Annotated in this window: 17 protein-coding genes; 11 read left to right on the top strand and 6 right to left on the bottom strand. The window is 61.5% G+C overall.

What is annotated here, in order from left to right:
* The first annotated feature begins 9 nt into the window (after positions 1-9).
* A complete protein-coding gene (locus ACR0FE_RS09190; RefSeq protein WP_480491275.1) occupies positions 10-642 on the top strand; it encodes a hypothetical protein in 633 nt (210 codons plus the stop codon).
* Here ACR0FE_RS09190 and ACR0FE_RS09185 read toward each other — a convergent pair.
* Together ACR0FE_RS09185 and ACR0FE_RS09180 are read right to left on the bottom strand one after the other, a co-directional pair.
* Positions 631-963 (bottom strand): AzlD domain-containing protein, encoded by a 333-nt coding sequence (locus ACR0FE_RS09185; protein WP_170614363.1) that lies wholly within the window; start codon positions 961-963, stop codon positions 631-633. The genes ACR0FE_RS09190 and ACR0FE_RS09185 overlap by 12 nt on opposite strands.
* Entirely contained in the window at positions 960-1,682 is a 723-nt protein-coding gene (locus ACR0FE_RS09180) for an AzlC family ABC transporter permease (RefSeq protein ID WP_170807388.1), read from the bottom strand. Before ACR0FE_RS09180 ends, ACR0FE_RS09185 begins: the two co-directional genes overlap by 4 nt.
* On the opposite strand from ACR0FE_RS09180, the gene ACR0FE_RS09175 reads away from it, so the two are divergent.
* From ACR0FE_RS09175 to ACR0FE_RS09160, 4 genes are read left to right on the top strand one after another with little or no spacing between them, the layout of a single operon-like run.
* Positions 1,681-2,619, top strand: a complete 939-nt coding sequence (locus tag ACR0FE_RS09175; protein WP_480912547.1) for a formate dehydrogenase accessory sulfurtransferase FdhD — start codon at positions 1,681-1,683, stop codon at positions 2,617-2,619. The two genes, ACR0FE_RS09180 and ACR0FE_RS09175, sit on opposite strands and share 2 nt — an antisense overlap.
* Positions 2,616-3,260, top strand: a complete 645-nt coding sequence (gene mobA, locus ACR0FE_RS09170; protein ID WP_480491279.1) for a molybdenum cofactor guanylyltransferase MobA — start codon at positions 2,616-2,618, stop codon at positions 3,258-3,260. Before ACR0FE_RS09175 ends, mobA begins: the two co-directional genes overlap by 4 nt.
* Entirely contained in the window at positions 3,257-3,748 is a 492-nt protein-coding gene (gene mobB, locus ACR0FE_RS09165) for a molybdopterin-guanine dinucleotide biosynthesis protein B (RefSeq protein ID WP_480912546.1), read from the top strand. Before mobA ends, mobB begins: the two co-directional genes overlap by 4 nt.
* Entirely contained in the window at positions 3,745-5,814 is a 2,070-nt protein-coding gene (locus tag ACR0FE_RS09160) for a molybdenum cofactor synthesis domain-containing protein (RefSeq protein WP_480912545.1), read from the top strand. The genes mobB and ACR0FE_RS09160 overlap by 4 nt, the downstream gene beginning before the upstream one ends.
* 9 nt (positions 5,815-5,823) lie before the next feature.
* On the opposite strand, the gene ACR0FE_RS09155 is transcribed toward ACR0FE_RS09160, so the two are convergent.
* The 3 genes from ACR0FE_RS09155 to ACR0FE_RS09145 all read right to left on the bottom strand — a co-directional run bounded on the left by ACR0FE_RS09155 (position 5,824) and on the right by ACR0FE_RS09145 (position 7,911).
* The gene (locus tag ACR0FE_RS09155) at positions 5,824-6,813 is read right to left on the bottom strand and encodes a hypothetical protein (protein WP_170614367.1); all 990 of its coding nucleotides are present in this window, start codon (positions 6,811-6,813) and stop codon (positions 5,824-5,826) included.
* Positions 6,814-6,827: 14 nt separating this feature from the next.
* A complete protein-coding gene (greA, locus tag ACR0FE_RS09150) occupies positions 6,828-7,298 on the bottom strand; it encodes a transcription elongation factor GreA (protein WP_170614368.1) in 471 nt (156 codons plus the stop codon).
* Positions 7,299-7,530: 232 nt separating this feature from the next.
* Positions 7,531-7,911, bottom strand: coding sequence for a VOC family protein (locus ACR0FE_RS09145; RefSeq protein ID WP_480912543.1), 381 nt, complete (start codon positions 7,909-7,911; stop codon positions 7,531-7,533).
* 85 nt (positions 7,912-7,996) lie between these two features.
* On the opposite strand from ACR0FE_RS09145, the gene soxR reads away from it, so the two are divergent.
* The 4 genes from soxR (at position 7,997) to ACR0FE_RS09125 (ending at position 12,860) form a co-directional block, all read left to right on the top strand.
* The gene (soxR, locus tag ACR0FE_RS09140; RefSeq protein ID WP_480522857.1) at positions 7,997-8,452 is read left to right on the top strand and encodes a redox-sensitive transcriptional activator SoxR; all 456 of its coding nucleotides are present in this window, start codon (positions 7,997-7,999) and stop codon (positions 8,450-8,452) included.
* A 136-nt stretch (positions 8,453-8,588) separates the two neighbouring features.
* Entirely contained in the window at positions 8,589-10,235 is a 1,647-nt protein-coding gene (locus tag ACR0FE_RS09135; RefSeq protein WP_170614371.1) for an electron transfer flavoprotein-ubiquinone oxidoreductase, read from the top strand.
* Positions 10,236-10,375: 140 nt separating this feature from the next.
* Positions 10,376-12,052: a tetratricopeptide repeat protein gene (locus ACR0FE_RS09130; RefSeq protein ID WP_480912540.1), complete on the top strand. Its 1,677-nt coding sequence runs from the start codon at positions 10,376-10,378 to the stop codon at positions 12,050-12,052.
* Positions 12,042-12,860 carry a 4-(cytidine 5'-diphospho)-2-C-methyl-D-erythritol kinase gene (locus ACR0FE_RS09125; RefSeq protein WP_480912539.1) on the top strand — a complete coding sequence of 273 codons (819 nt, stop codon included), beginning with the start codon at positions 12,042-12,044 and terminating at the stop codon, positions 12,858-12,860. Before ACR0FE_RS09130 ends, ACR0FE_RS09125 begins: the two co-directional genes overlap by 11 nt.
* Here the strand turns inward: ACR0FE_RS09125 and ACR0FE_RS09120 are convergent.
* Positions 12,853-13,851, bottom strand: coding sequence for a polyprenyl synthetase family protein (locus ACR0FE_RS09120; RefSeq protein WP_480904707.1), 999 nt, complete (start codon positions 13,849-13,851; stop codon positions 12,853-12,855). The genes ACR0FE_RS09125 and ACR0FE_RS09120 overlap by 8 nt on opposite strands.
* Positions 13,852-13,907: 56 nt before the next feature.
* Between ACR0FE_RS09120 and ACR0FE_RS09115 the strand changes: the two genes are divergently transcribed.
* Together ACR0FE_RS09115 and ACR0FE_RS09110 are read left to right on the top strand one after the other, a co-directional pair.
* Entirely contained in the window at positions 13,908-14,123 is a 216-nt protein-coding gene (locus ACR0FE_RS09115) for a putative signal transducing protein (protein WP_170614375.1), read from the top strand.
* Complete coding sequence (locus tag ACR0FE_RS09110; protein ID WP_480912537.1) at positions 14,120-14,890, top strand: tRNA1(Val) (adenine(37)-N6)-methyltransferase; 771 nt, start codon at positions 14,120-14,122, stop codon at positions 14,888-14,890. The genes ACR0FE_RS09115 and ACR0FE_RS09110 overlap by 4 nt, the downstream gene beginning before the upstream one ends.
* Positions 14,891-14,963 lie beyond the last annotated feature (73 nt).

Raw genomic sequence — 14,963 nt, 5'->3', positions numbered from 1 at the left:
GGGCGAACCGTGCTCAGAATAATTGTCGCCTGCCTGCTGGCAGTGACCGTGGCTGGCTGCACCGGATCGAATCGTCCGCAGGCAGACCTGGCCGAGGTCGCTGCACGGTCCTACCGTGACCCCGGCCCGTCGACGCTGACGCTTTATACGATGATCAACACCCGGACCGGATCGGGCGCGCATACGTCGCTGATGATCAGCGCCAGCGAGCGGGTGATCTTTGACCCTGCGGGATCGTTCCGCGCGGATGTGGTTCCGAACAAGGATGATGTCCTTTACGGCATCACGCCCGCCGTAGAACGCGCCTATCGCAGCTCGCACGCGCGCGAGACGCATTTTGCGCGCATCCAGACCATCGAGGTCACGCCGCAACAGGCCGAGATCGCCTATCAACTGGCCAAGCAGTCCGGCCCGGTGGCCAGCGCGTATTGCGCCCATTCGACGGCCAGTATCCTGAGGCAAGTGCCGGGGTTCGAACAGATCGACGTCACATTCTACCCGGTCAAACTGTCGGAACAGTTCGCCCAGATTCCGGGCGTGGTGACAGAAGAATACCGTGAATACGACGACGCGGACCTGCAAAAGGGTCTGGCTGCGAACAACGCGCGCCTCAATCAACTGGACGCGACCTCAACCCAGTAGGTAGAGCAACCCGTACAGCGTGGCGGCGCCCGAAAAGATTGCCGCCAGAACGTTCTTGGTGACCAAACCGACCGACAGCGCCACCACGGCGGCAGCCATGCGGGGCAGGTCCGGCTGACCTTCGGTTGCGGCGGGCCAGACAACTAGTGGTGCGATCAGCGCCGGAATGATCGCCACCGCCGTGTACCGCAGATGACGCAGCAGCCACGGCGGCATGGGGCGGTCTCCGACAAGACCGATAAAGGTAAAACGCAGGGCAAAGCTGCCGACGGCCAGCCCGACGATGATGATCCACATGGTTGTCGGGTCAATCTGGGTCATGTCTCTTTCCGCTCCAGCCTGCGTTCCAGCATCAGTTCGGCCTGCGCGCCCGCCATCATGCCCGCCGCGCCAGCGATCAGCAGGCCCAGATTGAATGGCACCGAAACGGCCAGCAGGGCGACAATGATCGCCACGAGCGCCGCAATCACATGCGCAAGCGTCCGCATCATTGGCCCGATCATGGCCAGAAACGTGATCGGCAGGGCGAAATCCAGCGCCCAGCTTTCCGGGATTTGCGCGCCCAACACCGCCCCGAGATAGGTGGCGAATATCCAAAGCGGGGTGATCGGTGTGACCGAGCCAAAGAAATAGGCCATCCTTTGTGACACGGTCATCTTCGGCTCTTTTTCAAACTGGACGATCCCGCAGGCATAGGATTGATCGACCGTCAGGTAGGCCGCAATGGCCCTTTGCCACAACGGGGCGGCCCCCAGATAAGGTGTCAGCGAGGCGGAATACATCGCCACCCGCAGGTTCACCGCAAGCGCCGAGATCAACACAATCGCCGTAGGCGTGTTGTCCTGCAACAACTGCAGGGCGGTGAACTGCGCGGCACCTGCAAACACCGTTGCGGAAAACGCGATGGTCTGAACGATATCCAGCCCGGCCTCGGTCGCGAAAACCCCAAACAGCGTGCCAAAGGGGATGGCCACGAAGATAAACGGCGTGCCGTCCCGAAAACCCTTCCAGAAGTAAGACTTGGATGTGGTGTCTGCCATGGCTAGATCCTATGGTGTCGCCAGCACAACTAGCGGTCTTGGGAAAGGGTTGCAATTGGCCACGAACACGGACCTGTCGGACTACATCATCGCGCCCGATCCCGGCGCGGCGCGCCTGACCCGCGCAGTGGAAGGCGTGGACCAGAACGGCGAGGTCAGCCAGATCTCGGTGGTCGAGGAACGCCCGCTGACGGTTTTCCTCAATGCGCAGGAGATCGTGACGGCGATGACCATCGGCGACTACCCCGAATATCTGGCGCTGGGTTTTCTGCGCAATCAGGGGATGCTGCTGGCGGATGATGAGATCACCGGCGTCGATTATGACGACGATCTGGAAACCGTGGTTGTTCGCACAGCGCGCCAGACCTCGTACGAGGACAAGCTGAAGAAAAAGACCCGCACAAGCGGTTGCGCGGTCGGTACCGTCTTTGGCGACATGATGGACGGGCTTGAGGATGTCTGCCTGCCGCAGGTTTCTGTCCGCACCTCATGGCTTTATGAACTTGCGGCCCGGATCAACCGTACCCCGTCGCTGTATCTTCAGGCCGGGGCGATTCACGGCACCGTCCTGTGCCGGGAAAACCGCCCGCTGGTCTATATGGAAGATGTGGGTCGCCACAACGCCGTCGACAAGATCGCTGGCTGGATGCTTTCGACCAGGGAGGAGGCTGGTGACAAGATCCTCTACACCACGGGCCGCCTGACGTCCGAGATGGTGATCAAGACCGCGATGATGGGCATTCCGGTTCTGGCTTCGCGATCGGGATTCACGGCATGGGGCGTTGAAATTGCACGTGAGGTCGGGTTGACCCTGATCGGTCGGATGCGCGGCCAGCGGTTCGTATGCCTGTCCGGCGAGGATCGTCTTGTTCGGGATATCGACCCCTCGTCCGTGGCGGTTGAGGACAAAAAACATCGCAGGAAAAGCGCAGGATGACCAAACCAAAGGGCGTGATCCTTGCAGGCGGTCTGGCCACCCGGATGGGCGGAGGCGACAAGGGCCTGCTGCAACTGGGCGGGCAAAGCCTGCTGACCCGGGTAATTGACAGGCTGGCGCCGCAGGTCGATGGTCTGGCGCTGAACGCCAATGGCGATCCGTCCCGGTTCAGTGCCCTGAACCTGCCTGTGCTGCCGGACACAATCGAAGGTTTTGCCGGTCCGCTGGCCGGTGTTCTGGCCGGTCTCGACTGGGCCGCGGAGCAGGGCGCCAATAGCATCGTCACCGCTGCTGCCGACACGCCGTTCTTTCCCCGCGATCTGGTGGCGCGGCTGATGCAGGCGGCTGAAGGACAGGCGCATCCGCTTGTATTGGCGACGACCCCGCGCACGGGTGACGAAGCTCTGAAATCCGGCGGTGGAAAGCGGGTCAACCGGCACCCGACATTCGGGTTGTGGCCAGTCGCATTGCGCGACGATCTGCGGGCCGCGTTGCAGGACGGGCTGCGCAAGGTCGTCTTGTGGACCGATAAACATGACGGTCGCGAGGCGTTGTTTCCGGTAGACCCTTTCGATCCGTTCTTCAACGTGAACACGCCCGAAGACCTCGAAAGGGCGCAGACCTTGCTGGAGCAGGCATGAGGGTCTACGGCGTCACCGGCTGGAAAAACGCGGGCAAGACCGGGTTGATGGAGCGACTGGTGGCCGAGATCACCGGACGGGGGTTCACGGTTTCAACCGTCAAACACGCGCATCATGCCTTTGACGTCGATCAGCCGGGCACCGACAGCCACCGTCACCGTGATGCCGGCGCCTCCGAGGTTCTGCTGGCGTCCGGGCAGCGTGTCGCCCTGATGCAGGAACTGCGCGGCGCGCCCGAGCCGTCTCTGGACTCGCTGCTGGCCCGGCTATCACCGGTCGATCTGGTCCTGATCGAAGGATACAAACGTGAAAGCCACCCCAAGGTCGAGGCATTTCGGGCCGAACCCGGCAACCCGCTGATCGCTTTAAAGGATGAAACGATCCGGGCGGTGGCCAGCGACACGCCACTGGATCTGGATCGCCCGGTCTTTGACCTAAACGACACTGCGCGCATTGCTGCGTTCATCCTGCAAGAGGTTGGTTTGTGACCACATTCGACACCTTTGCGATGGTCGATTGGTCTGGTGGAAATGACACCGGGCCAACGCCCCGCAAGGATGCGATCTGGGGGTGCGTGGTACGCGATGGGGCCCCTGGCGAAGGGGAATACCTGCGCAACCGGCATGTAGCGGAAGACTGGCTGAAAGGGCTGATCGAAACGGAACTGACCGCAGGCCGTCGTCTGTGTCTGGGGTTCGACTTCCCGTTTGGCTATCCCCGGGGGTTTGCCCGCGCGCTGACCGGCTCGGGCGATCCGCTGGTCTTGTGGGACTGGTTCGAGCACCGGATCGAAGACGCGCCAAGGGCCAATAGCCGTTTCGACCTTGCCGGCCGGATCAATCGGGATTTCGGCGGCAAGGGGCCATTCTGGTTCAACGGTCTGGCTCGGGAAATCCCGGGCCTGCCAAAGACCAAAACGGACTATCACAATCCCTTCCCGGATCGTCGACAGGTGGAAATTCTGGCCAAGGGCAGCTTCACCTGCTGGCAGATGGGTGGATCCGGCGCGGTTGGCGGGCAGGTGATGACCGGACTGCCGGTTCTGTCCCGCCTGCGCCGCCGATTTGCCGGGCAGGTGGCCGTCTGGCCGTTCGAAGTGCTGGACAAACCGGTCGCCTTTGTCGAAATCTGGCCTTCATTGACGCTGGGCAGGGAACCCGATGACCGGATCAGGGATGCCTGGCAGGTCGAACAGGTCACGATGTCTCTGGCGCAGATGCCAGAGGCGGAACTGACCCGGCAGCTGACCGTCAGCGCCGCCGAAGAAGGATGGATTTTGGGCGTGCCACAGGACAAACCGAATATCACACCACCGCCATTGCAAAACGACTGCTTTGCCCTGCCCGCAGGCGTGGACTGGACCCCGGTGGATGAGGCATTGGCCTTGCTGCAGGACCGGCTTTCGGTAGTGAAGGGGGCTGAGACCGTGCCACTGGGTCAGGCGACAGGTCGTATTCTGGCGGCGGATCAGATCGCGAAACGCTCCAATCCGCCGCAACCCAATACGGCGGTAGATGGCTATGGGTTTGCAGGGCCTTTTGCAGAAGGCGCACAGGTTCTGCCCCTGATCCAAGGGCGCGCGGCGGCGGGTATACCGTTTGAAGGCACGGTTCCCCCCGGTCAGGCCCTTCGGGTTCTGACCGGGGCGGCTCTGCCTGCGGGTGTGGATACCGTCATTCTGGAAGAGGATGTGACCGTTCAGGACGGCCACATTGCCTTTCACGGCCCTCTAAAAAAGGGCGCGAATACCCGAAAGGCAGGCGAGGATGTGGCCGCCGGAGATCTGGCTTTGGCCGCAGGTCGCCGCCTGACACCCCCGGATCTGGCGCTGCTGTCAGCAGTGGGAATTGCCGAGGTTCCGGTGCGCAAGACCCTGCGCGTGGCGGTTCTGTCCACCGGTGACGAACTGATCGAAGCCGGAGAGCCCGCCGGACCCGGGCAGATATTCGATGCCAACCGCCCGATGTTGCTGTCTCTGGCAGCCCGGATGGGATTCGCTGCGGTTGATCTGGGCCGTGTGGCCGATGATCGTGACGCGTTGGCGACGCGGCTGGACGAGGCGTCCGAGCGGGCCGATGTGATTCTGACCAGTGGTGGCGCATCCGCGGGCGACGAAGATCATGTCTCCGCTCTGCTGCGGCAGGCCGGGGCGATGCATGAATGGCGTATTGCGCTGAAACCGGGCCGTCCGCTGGCGCTGGGGATGTGGAAGGGCACTCCGGTCTTCGGCTTGCCGGGCAATCCGGTGGCGGCACTGGTCTGCACGCTGATCTTTGCGCGCCCCGCCCTGGGGCTGATGGCCGGCGAAGGCTGGCAGGAACCGCAAGCGTTTGACCTGCCCGCCGACTTTGAAAAACGCAAGAAACCTGGTCGCCGCGAATATCTGCGTGCACGGGTCCGGGACGGTCGTGCTGAAGTATTCGCGTCAGAAGGTTCGGGCCGGATCAGCGGCCTCAGCTGGGCCGAGGGACTGGTCGAGATCGAAGACGGCGCGCGCCATATCCGGCCCGGCGACCCTGTCCGGTTCATTCCCTATGGCAGTTTCGGGCTGTAGCGGCGCCTGTCAGTCGAAGGTACCCGCAACCCGTCCCAGCAGCATGAACGCGCGGGCGGTTCGGGTTTCACCTAGCGCGGTCAGTTCAGCATCGCTGGCGATGGGCTCGAATTCCACGATCATGTTGTCGAACCGCCGCAGAAAATGGTGCGCGGCGTCGCGGAAAATCGGGTCCTGCTTCATTCGCGCCGCCGTCAAGGCCAGCGAGGACCGGTCCCGAATGCCGCCCAGAGCGGCCACTGCACGGCCGCGTGCGCCCTGCGCGAACTGGCGCCAGATTTCAGGTCGGGCCATGTCGGGACGCAGGTCGTCCATATAGATCCCCTCCTGGCTGAGAAGGGTCAGTACATCCTGCGAGGCCTGCACCAGTTGTGCGGTCTTTCTGTCCTTCAGCGCCAGCCTCAGGGCGTCGAACCCTTCGGCATCGTCCTGTGTTTCGGGAAAGTTCAGGGCACGGATAAAGATACCGGTCGGCAGAGGGCGCGCGATGTCTTCCGCTGGCGTGCCCAGCGCAAGTGAGGTCTGGTCTCCCGGTGATGGTGCGGCCCTTCGCACAGGTTCGCGGCGCTTGGAAGAAAACGTAGCCAATGCGCTTTCCGTCTTCTTCGCCGTCTGCGCGATTTCATCCAGCTTCTTGCTGACGGCGGGCTCATACGTACTGGCGGCGCGCTGCTGCTGCGTGACATAGGCGTTTCGGATCGCGTCGATTGCTGTCTGCAGTCGGGCACTTTCCTCGCGCATGACGCGGCTGGCGCGCATGGCCATGGCCGCCACCCAGATCATGGCCACGGGCATGAACACTGCAAGCAGCGTGACGATGAAACTGCTGGTTTCGACCCGGCCGGGCAGCACCAGAAAAACCACCGAAACAACCAGCCAGATCAGGCTGAGAACAACACCCGCGATCTCGATGCCGCTCACCGACGGCGCTCCGGGGCGATCGTAGATGCCCAGAGATGTCGGTTGCTTGGTTTCGCGGTCAGGATTGGACCCCGACATGATCAACGCTCCGATCAGGCGTACTCGATACTCAGAATTTCATAAGACCGCACACCGCCGGGGGTACGGACTTCGACACTGTCCCCCTCTTCCTTGCCAATCAGGGCGCGGGCAAGGGGGGATTTGATGTTCAGCAGGCCTTTTTCGATATTGGCCTCATATTCACCCACGATTTTCCAGGTCTTTTCTTCGTCGGTGTCTTCATCGACCAGCCTGACCTTGGCGCCGAACTTGATCGCGCCCGACAGTTTGGCCGGATCAATTACGTCAGCCAGCGACAGGATGCCTTCCAGCTCTTTGATGCGCCCTTCGATAAAACCCTGTTTTTCACGGGCCGAATGATACTCGGCGTTTTCCTTCAGGTCGCCCAGTTCCCGCGCCGTCGCAATGGCCTCGATGATCGCCGGGCGTTCGACGGACTTCAGGTTCTTCAATTCCGCCTCAAGCGCGGCATTGCCCGCGGGCGTCATGGGAATTTTTTCCATTTTGTCTTCGTCCACGCATAAATTGAGTCGCCCCGCCGCTCAAAGCGTCGGGGCGAATGATGGGTCGTCAGATACCTGACCCAAATGCAGCGTGAAATGCAAGGGGGCTCAGTGGTTCCGGTGCTTTATTCGCGAACTCGCGCCGTCGGGATGGGGCAAGGCATGCCTGCGGCGATGCCCCAGAAGGTCGCCCCTGCGCCAGTGATGCGCTTCGGTTCCCAGCCACAGCAACTCAATCATACTGCACCACCTCGAATTCGATGCCGTTGTCATCCTCGAAATAGAACCGCCTGCCGGGTTCGTAATCCGCATGATTGTGCGGCTTGAATCCCGCTTTGCGCACCTTGCTTTCAGTGGCATCGATATCCTCGACCAGCACGCCGACATGGTTCAGCCCGCCGACATAGTCATAACTGCTCTCGCCCGAGCGCATGGGTTTGCCCGGCGCATAGAGCGCAAGATAGGTGTGTGCGCTGCCCACGTGGACCGTATAGCCACCAGCGATTGCCGGACCTTCCCACCGGGTTTTCCAGCCAAAGACCTTCTCCATCCAGTCTGCCGACGCCTTTGGGTCGCTGACAGTGAAATTGGTGTGTTCAAGCGTCGCCATCATGGGATCTCCTTTGCGAATTCAGGCTTGTCACGACTCACCGTAATTTCTAAACCTAACTTTAGGTCAAGAGATTTTTGAGGTTCCGATGGCTGCATCCGAAGGGCTGGCAATTGGCGCACTGGCCCGGCGCACCGGACTGGCTGTTTCAGCCATCCGGTATTACGAGGCGCAGGGGCTGATCGCGCCCTGGCGCAATGCGGGCGGACAGCGGCGGTACCAGCGTGCCGATATCCGGCGGCTGAGTTTTGTCATGATCGCCCAGCAATTTGGCCTGACCCTGCCGGAGATCCGAGAGGTGTTATCGGGCCTGCCCGGAAACCGCACCCCCACACCGCAGGATTGGAAGCAGATCAGCACCACCCTGCGCGCCCGGCTGGATCAGCGAATCGATACCCTGACACGATTGCGCGACAATCTGGATGGCTGCATCGGGTGCGGCTGCCTCAGCCTGCCGAAATGCGCCCTTTACAACCCCGATGACCGGGCAAAATCCAATGGTAGCGGTCCCAGGTATCTCATGGGTGATACACCAGACGGCTGAACTGCCGTATTGCTGCTGTTTTACGCCGTGTTTCGATTGACCAAGGTCTTGCCGACCGGGTAATCAGCCGTGAAACAAAATTGCGCACACCACGCAGTGAAAGCGCCAATTCGGAAAGTTAGCTAAGGAGCCCGCGATGGCCGAGATTGAACGCGAAGCGATGGAATACGATGTGGTGATCGTGGGCGCAGGCCCCGCGGGCCTGTCGGCGGCCATTCGTCTGAAACAGCTGGATGCCGACCTGAACGTCGTTGTTCTGGAAAAGGGCTCGGAAGTGGGCGCGCATATCCTGTCGGGTGCGGTACTGGATCCGTGCGGTCTGGATGCGCTGATCCCGGACTGGAAGGAAAAGGGCGCGCCGCTGAACGTGCCTGTGCACGAAGACAACTTCTATATGCTGGGTGAGGCGGGCAAGATCCGCATCCCGAACTTCCCGATGCCGCCGCTGATGAACAACCACGGCAACTACATCGTGTCGATGGGCAATGTCTGTCGCTGGATGGCGGAACAGGCCGAGGAACTGGGCGTCGAAATCTTCCCGGGCATGGCCTGTTCCGAACTGGTTTATGGCGACAATGGCGAAGTCAAAGGCGTGGTGGCCGGTGTATTTGGTCTGGAAGCGGATGGTTCCTACGGTCCGAACACGGAACCCGGCATGGAACTGCACGGCAAATACGTCTTCCTGTCCGAAGGTGTCCGCGGTTCACTGTCCAAGGAAGTCATCGCCAAGTACGACCTGTCGGCCGGTAAAGAACCGCAGAAATACGGCGTCGGCATGAAAGAGATCTGGGAGATCGACCCGGCCAAGCACAAGGAAGGCTCGGTCACGCACACCATGGGCTGGCCGCTGGGCAGCAATGCGGGCGGCGGGTCGTTCATCTATCATCTTGAAAACAATCAGGTCTATGTCGGTTTCGTGGTGCACCTGAACTACAAGAACCCGCACCTGTATCCTTACATGGAATTCCAGCGCTTCAAGCATCACCCGATGGTCGCCGAACTGCTGAAAGGCGGCAAGCGCGTGGCCTACGGCGCCCGCGCGATCACCGAAGGCGGCCTTCAGTCGATGCCGAAACTGGTCGCACCCGGCGTGGCGCTGTTGGGCTGTTCTGCGGGCATGGTCAACGTGCCGCGCATCAAGGGCAACCACAACGCGATGCTGTCGGGCAAGGCCGCAGCCGAGGCTGCTTATGACGCCATCAAGGCCGACCGCTCGGGCGACGAACTGACCGCCTACGAGGCCGACGTGCGCGAAGGCGCAATCGGCAGCGACCTCAAGAAGGTGCGCAACGTCAAGCCGCTGTGGTCGAAATACGGCCTGACTGCTTCGCTGGTGCTGGGCGGCATGGACATGTGGACCAACACGCTGGGCTTCTCGTTGCTGGGTACTCTGGGTCATGGCAAGAACGACGCGGAATCGACCGAAGATGCCAGCAAGCACAAGCCGATCGACTATCCCAAACCTGACGGAACGCTGTCGTTCGATCGTTTGACCAACGTTTCCTTCGCGGCCACCAATCACGAGGAAAGCCAGCCCTGCCACCTGCGCCTGGCCGACCCCGAGATTCCAGTCAAGGTCAACCTGCCCAGGTTCGACGAACCGGCGCAGCGCTACTGCCCGGCGGGCGTCTACGAGATGGTCGAGGATGAAAACGGTCCGCGATTCGTGATCAACTTCCAGAACTGCGTCCACTGCAAGACCTGCGACATCAAGGATCCCAGCCAAAATATCACCTGGACCACACCGCAGGGCGGCGACGGGCCGAACTATCCAAACATGTAAGCGAAAACCCGGGCAATGGCGGCGTCGTGAAGGCTCTGCCATTGCCTCTCAGGGGCCAAAGCCCTAGCTTATCGTTCAGATAACGATAGCGAGGCAGAATTCTGGTGATTTCCCTGGTTCGACGCGTGGCATTGGCTGCAATGCTTTCTTCCCCTATTGCCGTTCCGGTCTTGGCCGATACCGGCGCCGGGGCGTATCTTGCGGGTCGTCAGGCGATCTATGAAAGCGACTATACGGCGGCCGAGAAATATTATTCGCAGGCCCTTCGCTTTGATCCGGAAAACCTGCACCTGCTGGAAAGCGTGGTCGTGGCCCGTCTCGCGCTGGGCGAGATTCAGCGAGCCCTGCCCGTCGCGCAGAAAATCGTGGACAACGACTTGCCAAGCCAGGCCGCGCGCATGGTGCTGTCGGCGGCTTTGGTGGCAGACGAAAAATATGACGCGTTTCTGGCCCTTGATCCTGAAACGCAAGGTGTCGGGCCGCTGGTTGACGGGCTAATGATTGCCTGGACCAACATGGCGCAGGGCGCCATGACCAAAGCGATGGAGCAGTTTGACAAGGTTTCCACGCAGGACGGTCTGAGGGAGTTTTCGCTGTATCACAAGGCAATGGCCCTTGCGTCCGTGGGCGATTTCGAAGGGGCTGAGGCAATTTTTGCCGAAAACAACGGAACCATTGCCCGCTTCAGCCGCCGCGCTGCACTTGCCCGGGCCGAGGTCCTGTCGCAACTGGACCGCAATGCCGACGCGCTGGCATTTCTGGACGAAGTGTTTTCCATCGGCAGCGACCCGACCATCGAAGGCTACGAGACCCGCCTGACCGACGGCGAAACCCTGCCTTTCACACATATCGGATCAGCTCGGGACGGCATGGCCGAGGTTTTCTTTTCGGTTGGCGCAGCACTGAATGGCGAAGCGGCACAGAACTATGTCCTGCTTTACACACGTGTGGCGACCTTTCTGCGCCCCGATCACGTCGATGCGATTTTGCTGGGGGCAGAGCTGCTGGACGATCTGGAACAGTTTGATCTTGCAGTGGAGGCCTATCGGACAGTGCCTTCCGACAGCGCCGATTTTCACGTTGCCGAACTGGGCCGGGCCGAGGTTCTGGGGCGTGCAGGCAAGAAAGACGCTGCAGCGGAAGTTTTGCAGAACCTTGCGGCACAACGCCCTAACCTGCCGTCCGTTCATGTGGCACTGGCCGATTTGTTGCGTCGGGACGAAAACTATGCCGCCGCCGTGCCGTCCTACGACCGGGCGATTGAGCTGACCGAAACCGGGGCGGGCGGCAGTTGGTTTCTGCATTATGCTCGCGGAATTTCGCATGAGCGTCTCAAGAACTGGGATCAGGCCGAGGCGGATTTTCGCCGCGCGCTTGAACTGAACCCGGATCAGCCGCAAGTGCTGAATTACCTCGGCTACTCGTTGGTCGAACGTCGCGAAAAGCTGGACGAGGCGCTTGAAATGATCGAACGCGCCGTCGCCACGCGCCCGGACAGCGGTTACATCGTGGACAGCCTCGGCTGGGTTCTGTTCCGGCTCGGCCGCTATGAAGAAGCCGTTGAGCATATGGAACGCGCCATCGAACTGATGCCGGTCGACCCGGTGGTCAATGATCATCTGGGCGACGTCTATTGGGCCGTTGGGCGCGACCGCGAGGCCGAGTTCCAGTGGAAACGCGCCCTGTCTTTCATCGACCCCGACGACACCGATGGTGAGGCCGATCCCGATCGTATCCGGCGAAAACTCGAGATCGGGCTGGACGCGGTTCTGGCGGAAGAAGGTGCAGAGCCGCTTCAAGTTGCCAATGAAGGCTGAGGCATTTGCCCCCGCCAAGATCAACCTGACCCTGCATGTGACTGGCCAGCGCGAAGATGGCTATCACCTGCTGGATTCTCTGGTCGTGTTCGCAGATATCGGTGATCACCTGACGTTCGAGCCCGGCCCGGACCTGTCAATGGACGTCACCGGTGAACATGCCCGGGGTGTACCATCCGATCAGCGTAATCTGGTTTGGCAGGCGGCGGATTCAGTTGGCTGGACAGGCCGAATTACCCTGAACAAGTCGTTGCCCCATGGGGGCGGTATCGGCGGCGGGTCTTCGGATGCGGCCGCGACATTGCGTGTGCTCGCGGGATCGGGCAACGGAAAGCTGCCGAACCCGGTGTCACTGGGTGCTGATATCCCGGTCTGTTTGATGGCGAAAGCCGCGCGAATGCGGGGCATAGGCGAACAGATCAAGCCTGTTTCCCTGCCACAGCTTTATGCGGTTCTGGTCAACCCTTGCATCGGGGTTCCGACCGGTTCCGTTTTCAAGGCGATGGAAACGCGCCACAACCCGGCTATGCCCGAGGATATCCCTGAATTTGAAACGGCGGAAGACTGCGCCGCGTGGCTGAAAGGCCAGCGCAACGATCTGCAGGCACCGGCCATGGGCATTGCGCCTCAGATCGGGCGGGTTCTGGATGAGCTCGACGCCTCTCGCGGTGTTCTTTTGTCGCGGATGTCCGGCTCGGGCTCGACCTGTTTCGGGCTTTACCCGTCCATGAAGGCCGCGCATTTCGCGGCCTATGAAATCGGCGCGGCCCATTCCGACTGGTGGTGCCGCGCAACGCAGCTTAATTGAGGCGCGCGACCACGTAGTCGGCCAGATCGCGCAGCAGCGACCGGATCTCGTGATCGGGCAGCACCTCCAGCGCGGTTTTGGCCTTGGCGGCCCAGCCGATGGCATCCGAACGGGTGGCCTCCAGCGTGCCGTATTTGTTCATCAGGCTTAGCGCGTGATCCAGATCGCCATCCTGCTGGCGGCCCTTGCCAATCGTGCGTTCCCAGAAGGCGTGTTCGTCTGCCGTGGCCTGCGCCACGGCCTTGATCACCGGCAGGGTCAGTTTGCGCTCGCGGAAATCATCGCCGACATTCTTGCCGGTTGCCTTGCTGTCGCCCTGATAGTCCAGCAGGTCATCGGCGATCTGAAAGGCGATGCCAAGCGCGTCGCCATAGTCGAACAGCGCTTTCACCTGCTCTTCCGATGCACCGGCAATCACGCCGCCTACCTCGGTTGCAGCCGAAAACAGCGCGGCCGTCTTTCCGCGCACCACCTGCAGATAAATGCCCTCGTGGGTGCCCAGGTCGGTGGCTGCCGTCATCTGCAACACTTCACCCTCGGCAATCGTGGCAGAAGCGTTGGCCAGAATGTCCAGAACGCGCAACGACCCGGTTTCCACCATCAGCTGGAAACTGCGGGAAAACAGGTAATCGCCAACCAGAACACTGGATTTGTTGTCCCACAGCAGGTTTGCCGTGGGCCGCCCGCGCCGCTGGGCGCTTTCGTCCACAACGTCGTCATGCAGAAGCGTGGCGGTATGAATGAATTCGACCGTCGCGGCCAGACGCACATGGTGGTCGCCTGAATAGCCAAACAGACGGGCTGCGGCCAGAGTCAGCATGGGGCGCAGACGCTTGCCGCCCGCCTCAACCAGATGAGCGGTCACTTCGGGGATACGAGGGGCGTGTTCCGACGCCATGCGCGTGCGGATCAGATGGTTTACCGCATCCATTTCACCGGCCAGAATGTCGGCCAGCCGTTCATGTGGTTTCGAGATTGTGCTGACGTTCATCACACTCCTGATACAAGGCTCGACTTCCGCCGCTCCTTGCCCTTACATCCATCCCCATGGAAGAACTATTGCGCAGCACCGATCCGACAATCCTGGCCTTTGCATCCGCTCTCCTTGAAGGCGAGGATATAGACTGCTTTCAGATGGACGTAAATATGAGCATCCTCGAAGGCGGCATAGGAATTTTCCCCCGCCGCCTGATGGTGCGCGCCGACGACCTGATCCGCGCCGAACGGGTAATGCGTGACAACGACATCCCCTTGGGCCGATGAGCGGGTTCTCCGACAGCGAGCTGATCTGCAACGAGTTCCTCGGCGGACGCGTGCGGCTGTGGCAGCCTTTGTCCGGCTATCGCGCAGGTGTTGACCCGGTTCTGCTGGCGGCCTCGGTTCCGGCCACGGCAGGCCAAACCGTGCTGGAGCTTGGCTGCGGGGCAGGCGCCGCCATCTTGTGCCTTGCCGCCCGCGTGCCGGGCCTGCATCTGACAGGTGTTGAGCTGCAACCTGCATATGCCGATCTGGCGCGGCGCAACGCCGCAGAGGACGATGTGCCGCTGGAAGTGATACAGGCAAACCTGACCGATCTGCCCAATGATCTGAGGCAAAGACAGTTCGATCACATTATCGCCAACCCGCCCTATTACCGCCCCGGCGCACACAGCCCGGCGCAGGATTCAGGGCGGCAGGTGGCGCTGGGCGAGCAGACACCGCTGTCGGACTGGATCGGCGTGGCCGCCAGGCGACTGGCCCCGCGCGGCTATCTGCACATGATCCAAAAGGCCGAACGCCTGCCGGACATGTTGTCGGCCTGTGCCGGCAGACTGGGTTCAGTCGAAGTCCTGCCGCTGACGCCGCGCGCGACCCGAAACGCTGAACTGGTCATTCTGCGCGCAAGGAAAGAGGGGCGCGCCGCCTTCCAGCTCCATTCCCCGCTGATCCTGCACGCAGGCGCACGGCACGAGAGGGACGGTGAGAGCTACACGCCCGAGGTCACTTCGGTGCTGCGGAACGGGGCCGCGCTGCCCGGATTTTCGGATTGATAGGCGGTGACCGGCCGAATTTGTCGGATTTGTGACAGATTCTGTGCGTCTGCGGCGTGACAGGCTGGAAACG

The sequence above is a fragment of the Ruegeria sp. K7 genome (assembly GCF_056531785.1).
Note: the sequence above shows the minus strand (reverse complement) of the source record. Positions and strands in the feature narration are given on the sequence as shown.

Coding starts and splice junctions, on each gene's coding strand:
- ACR0FE_RS09185 (WP_170614363.1), bottom strand. CDS start 963: ATGACCCAGATTGACCCGACAACCATGTGGATCATCATCGTCGGGCTG.
- ACR0FE_RS09175 (WP_480912547.1), top strand. CDS start 1,681: ATGGCTAGATCCTATGGTGTCGCCAGCACAACTAGCGGTCTTGGGAAA.
- ACR0FE_RS09180 (WP_170807388.1), bottom strand. CDS start 1,682: ATGGCAGACACCACATCCAAGTCTTACTTCTGGAAGGGTTTTCGGGAC.
- mobA (WP_480491279.1), top strand. CDS start 2,616: ATGACCAAACCAAAGGGCGTGATCCTTGCAGGCGGTCTGGCCACCCGG.
- mobB (WP_480912546.1), top strand. CDS start 3,257: ATGAGGGTCTACGGCGTCACCGGCTGGAAAAACGCGGGCAAGACCGGG.
- ACR0FE_RS09155 (WP_170614367.1), bottom strand. CDS start 6,813: ATGTCGGGGTCCAATCCTGACCGCGAAACCAAGCAACCGACATCTCTG.
- greA (WP_170614368.1), bottom strand. CDS start 7,298: ATGGAAAAAATTCCCATGACGCCCGCGGGCAATGCCGCGCTTGAGGCG.
- ACR0FE_RS09145 (WP_480912543.1), bottom strand. CDS start 7,911: ATGATGGCGACGCTTGAACACACCAATTTCACTGTCAGCGACCCAAAG.
- soxR (WP_480522857.1), top strand. CDS start 7,997: ATGGCTGCATCCGAAGGGCTGGCAATTGGCGCACTGGCCCGGCGCACC.
- ACR0FE_RS09135 (WP_170614371.1), top strand. CDS start 8,589: ATGGCCGAGATTGAACGCGAAGCGATGGAATACGATGTGGTGATCGTG.
- ACR0FE_RS09130 (WP_480912540.1), top strand. CDS start 10,376: ATGCTTTCTTCCCCTATTGCCGTTCCGGTCTTGGCCGATACCGGCGCC.
- ACR0FE_RS09125 (WP_480912539.1), top strand. CDS start 12,042: ATGAAGGCTGAGGCATTTGCCCCCGCCAAGATCAACCTGACCCTGCAT.
- ACR0FE_RS09120 (WP_480904707.1), bottom strand. CDS start 13,851: ATGAACGTCAGCACAATCTCGAAACCACATGAACGGCTGGCCGACATT.
- ACR0FE_RS09115 (WP_170614375.1), top strand. CDS start 13,908: ATGGAAGAACTATTGCGCAGCACCGATCCGACAATCCTGGCCTTTGCA.
- ACR0FE_RS09110 (WP_480912537.1), top strand. CDS start 14,120: ATGAGCGGGTTCTCCGACAGCGAGCTGATCTGCAACGAGTTCCTCGGC.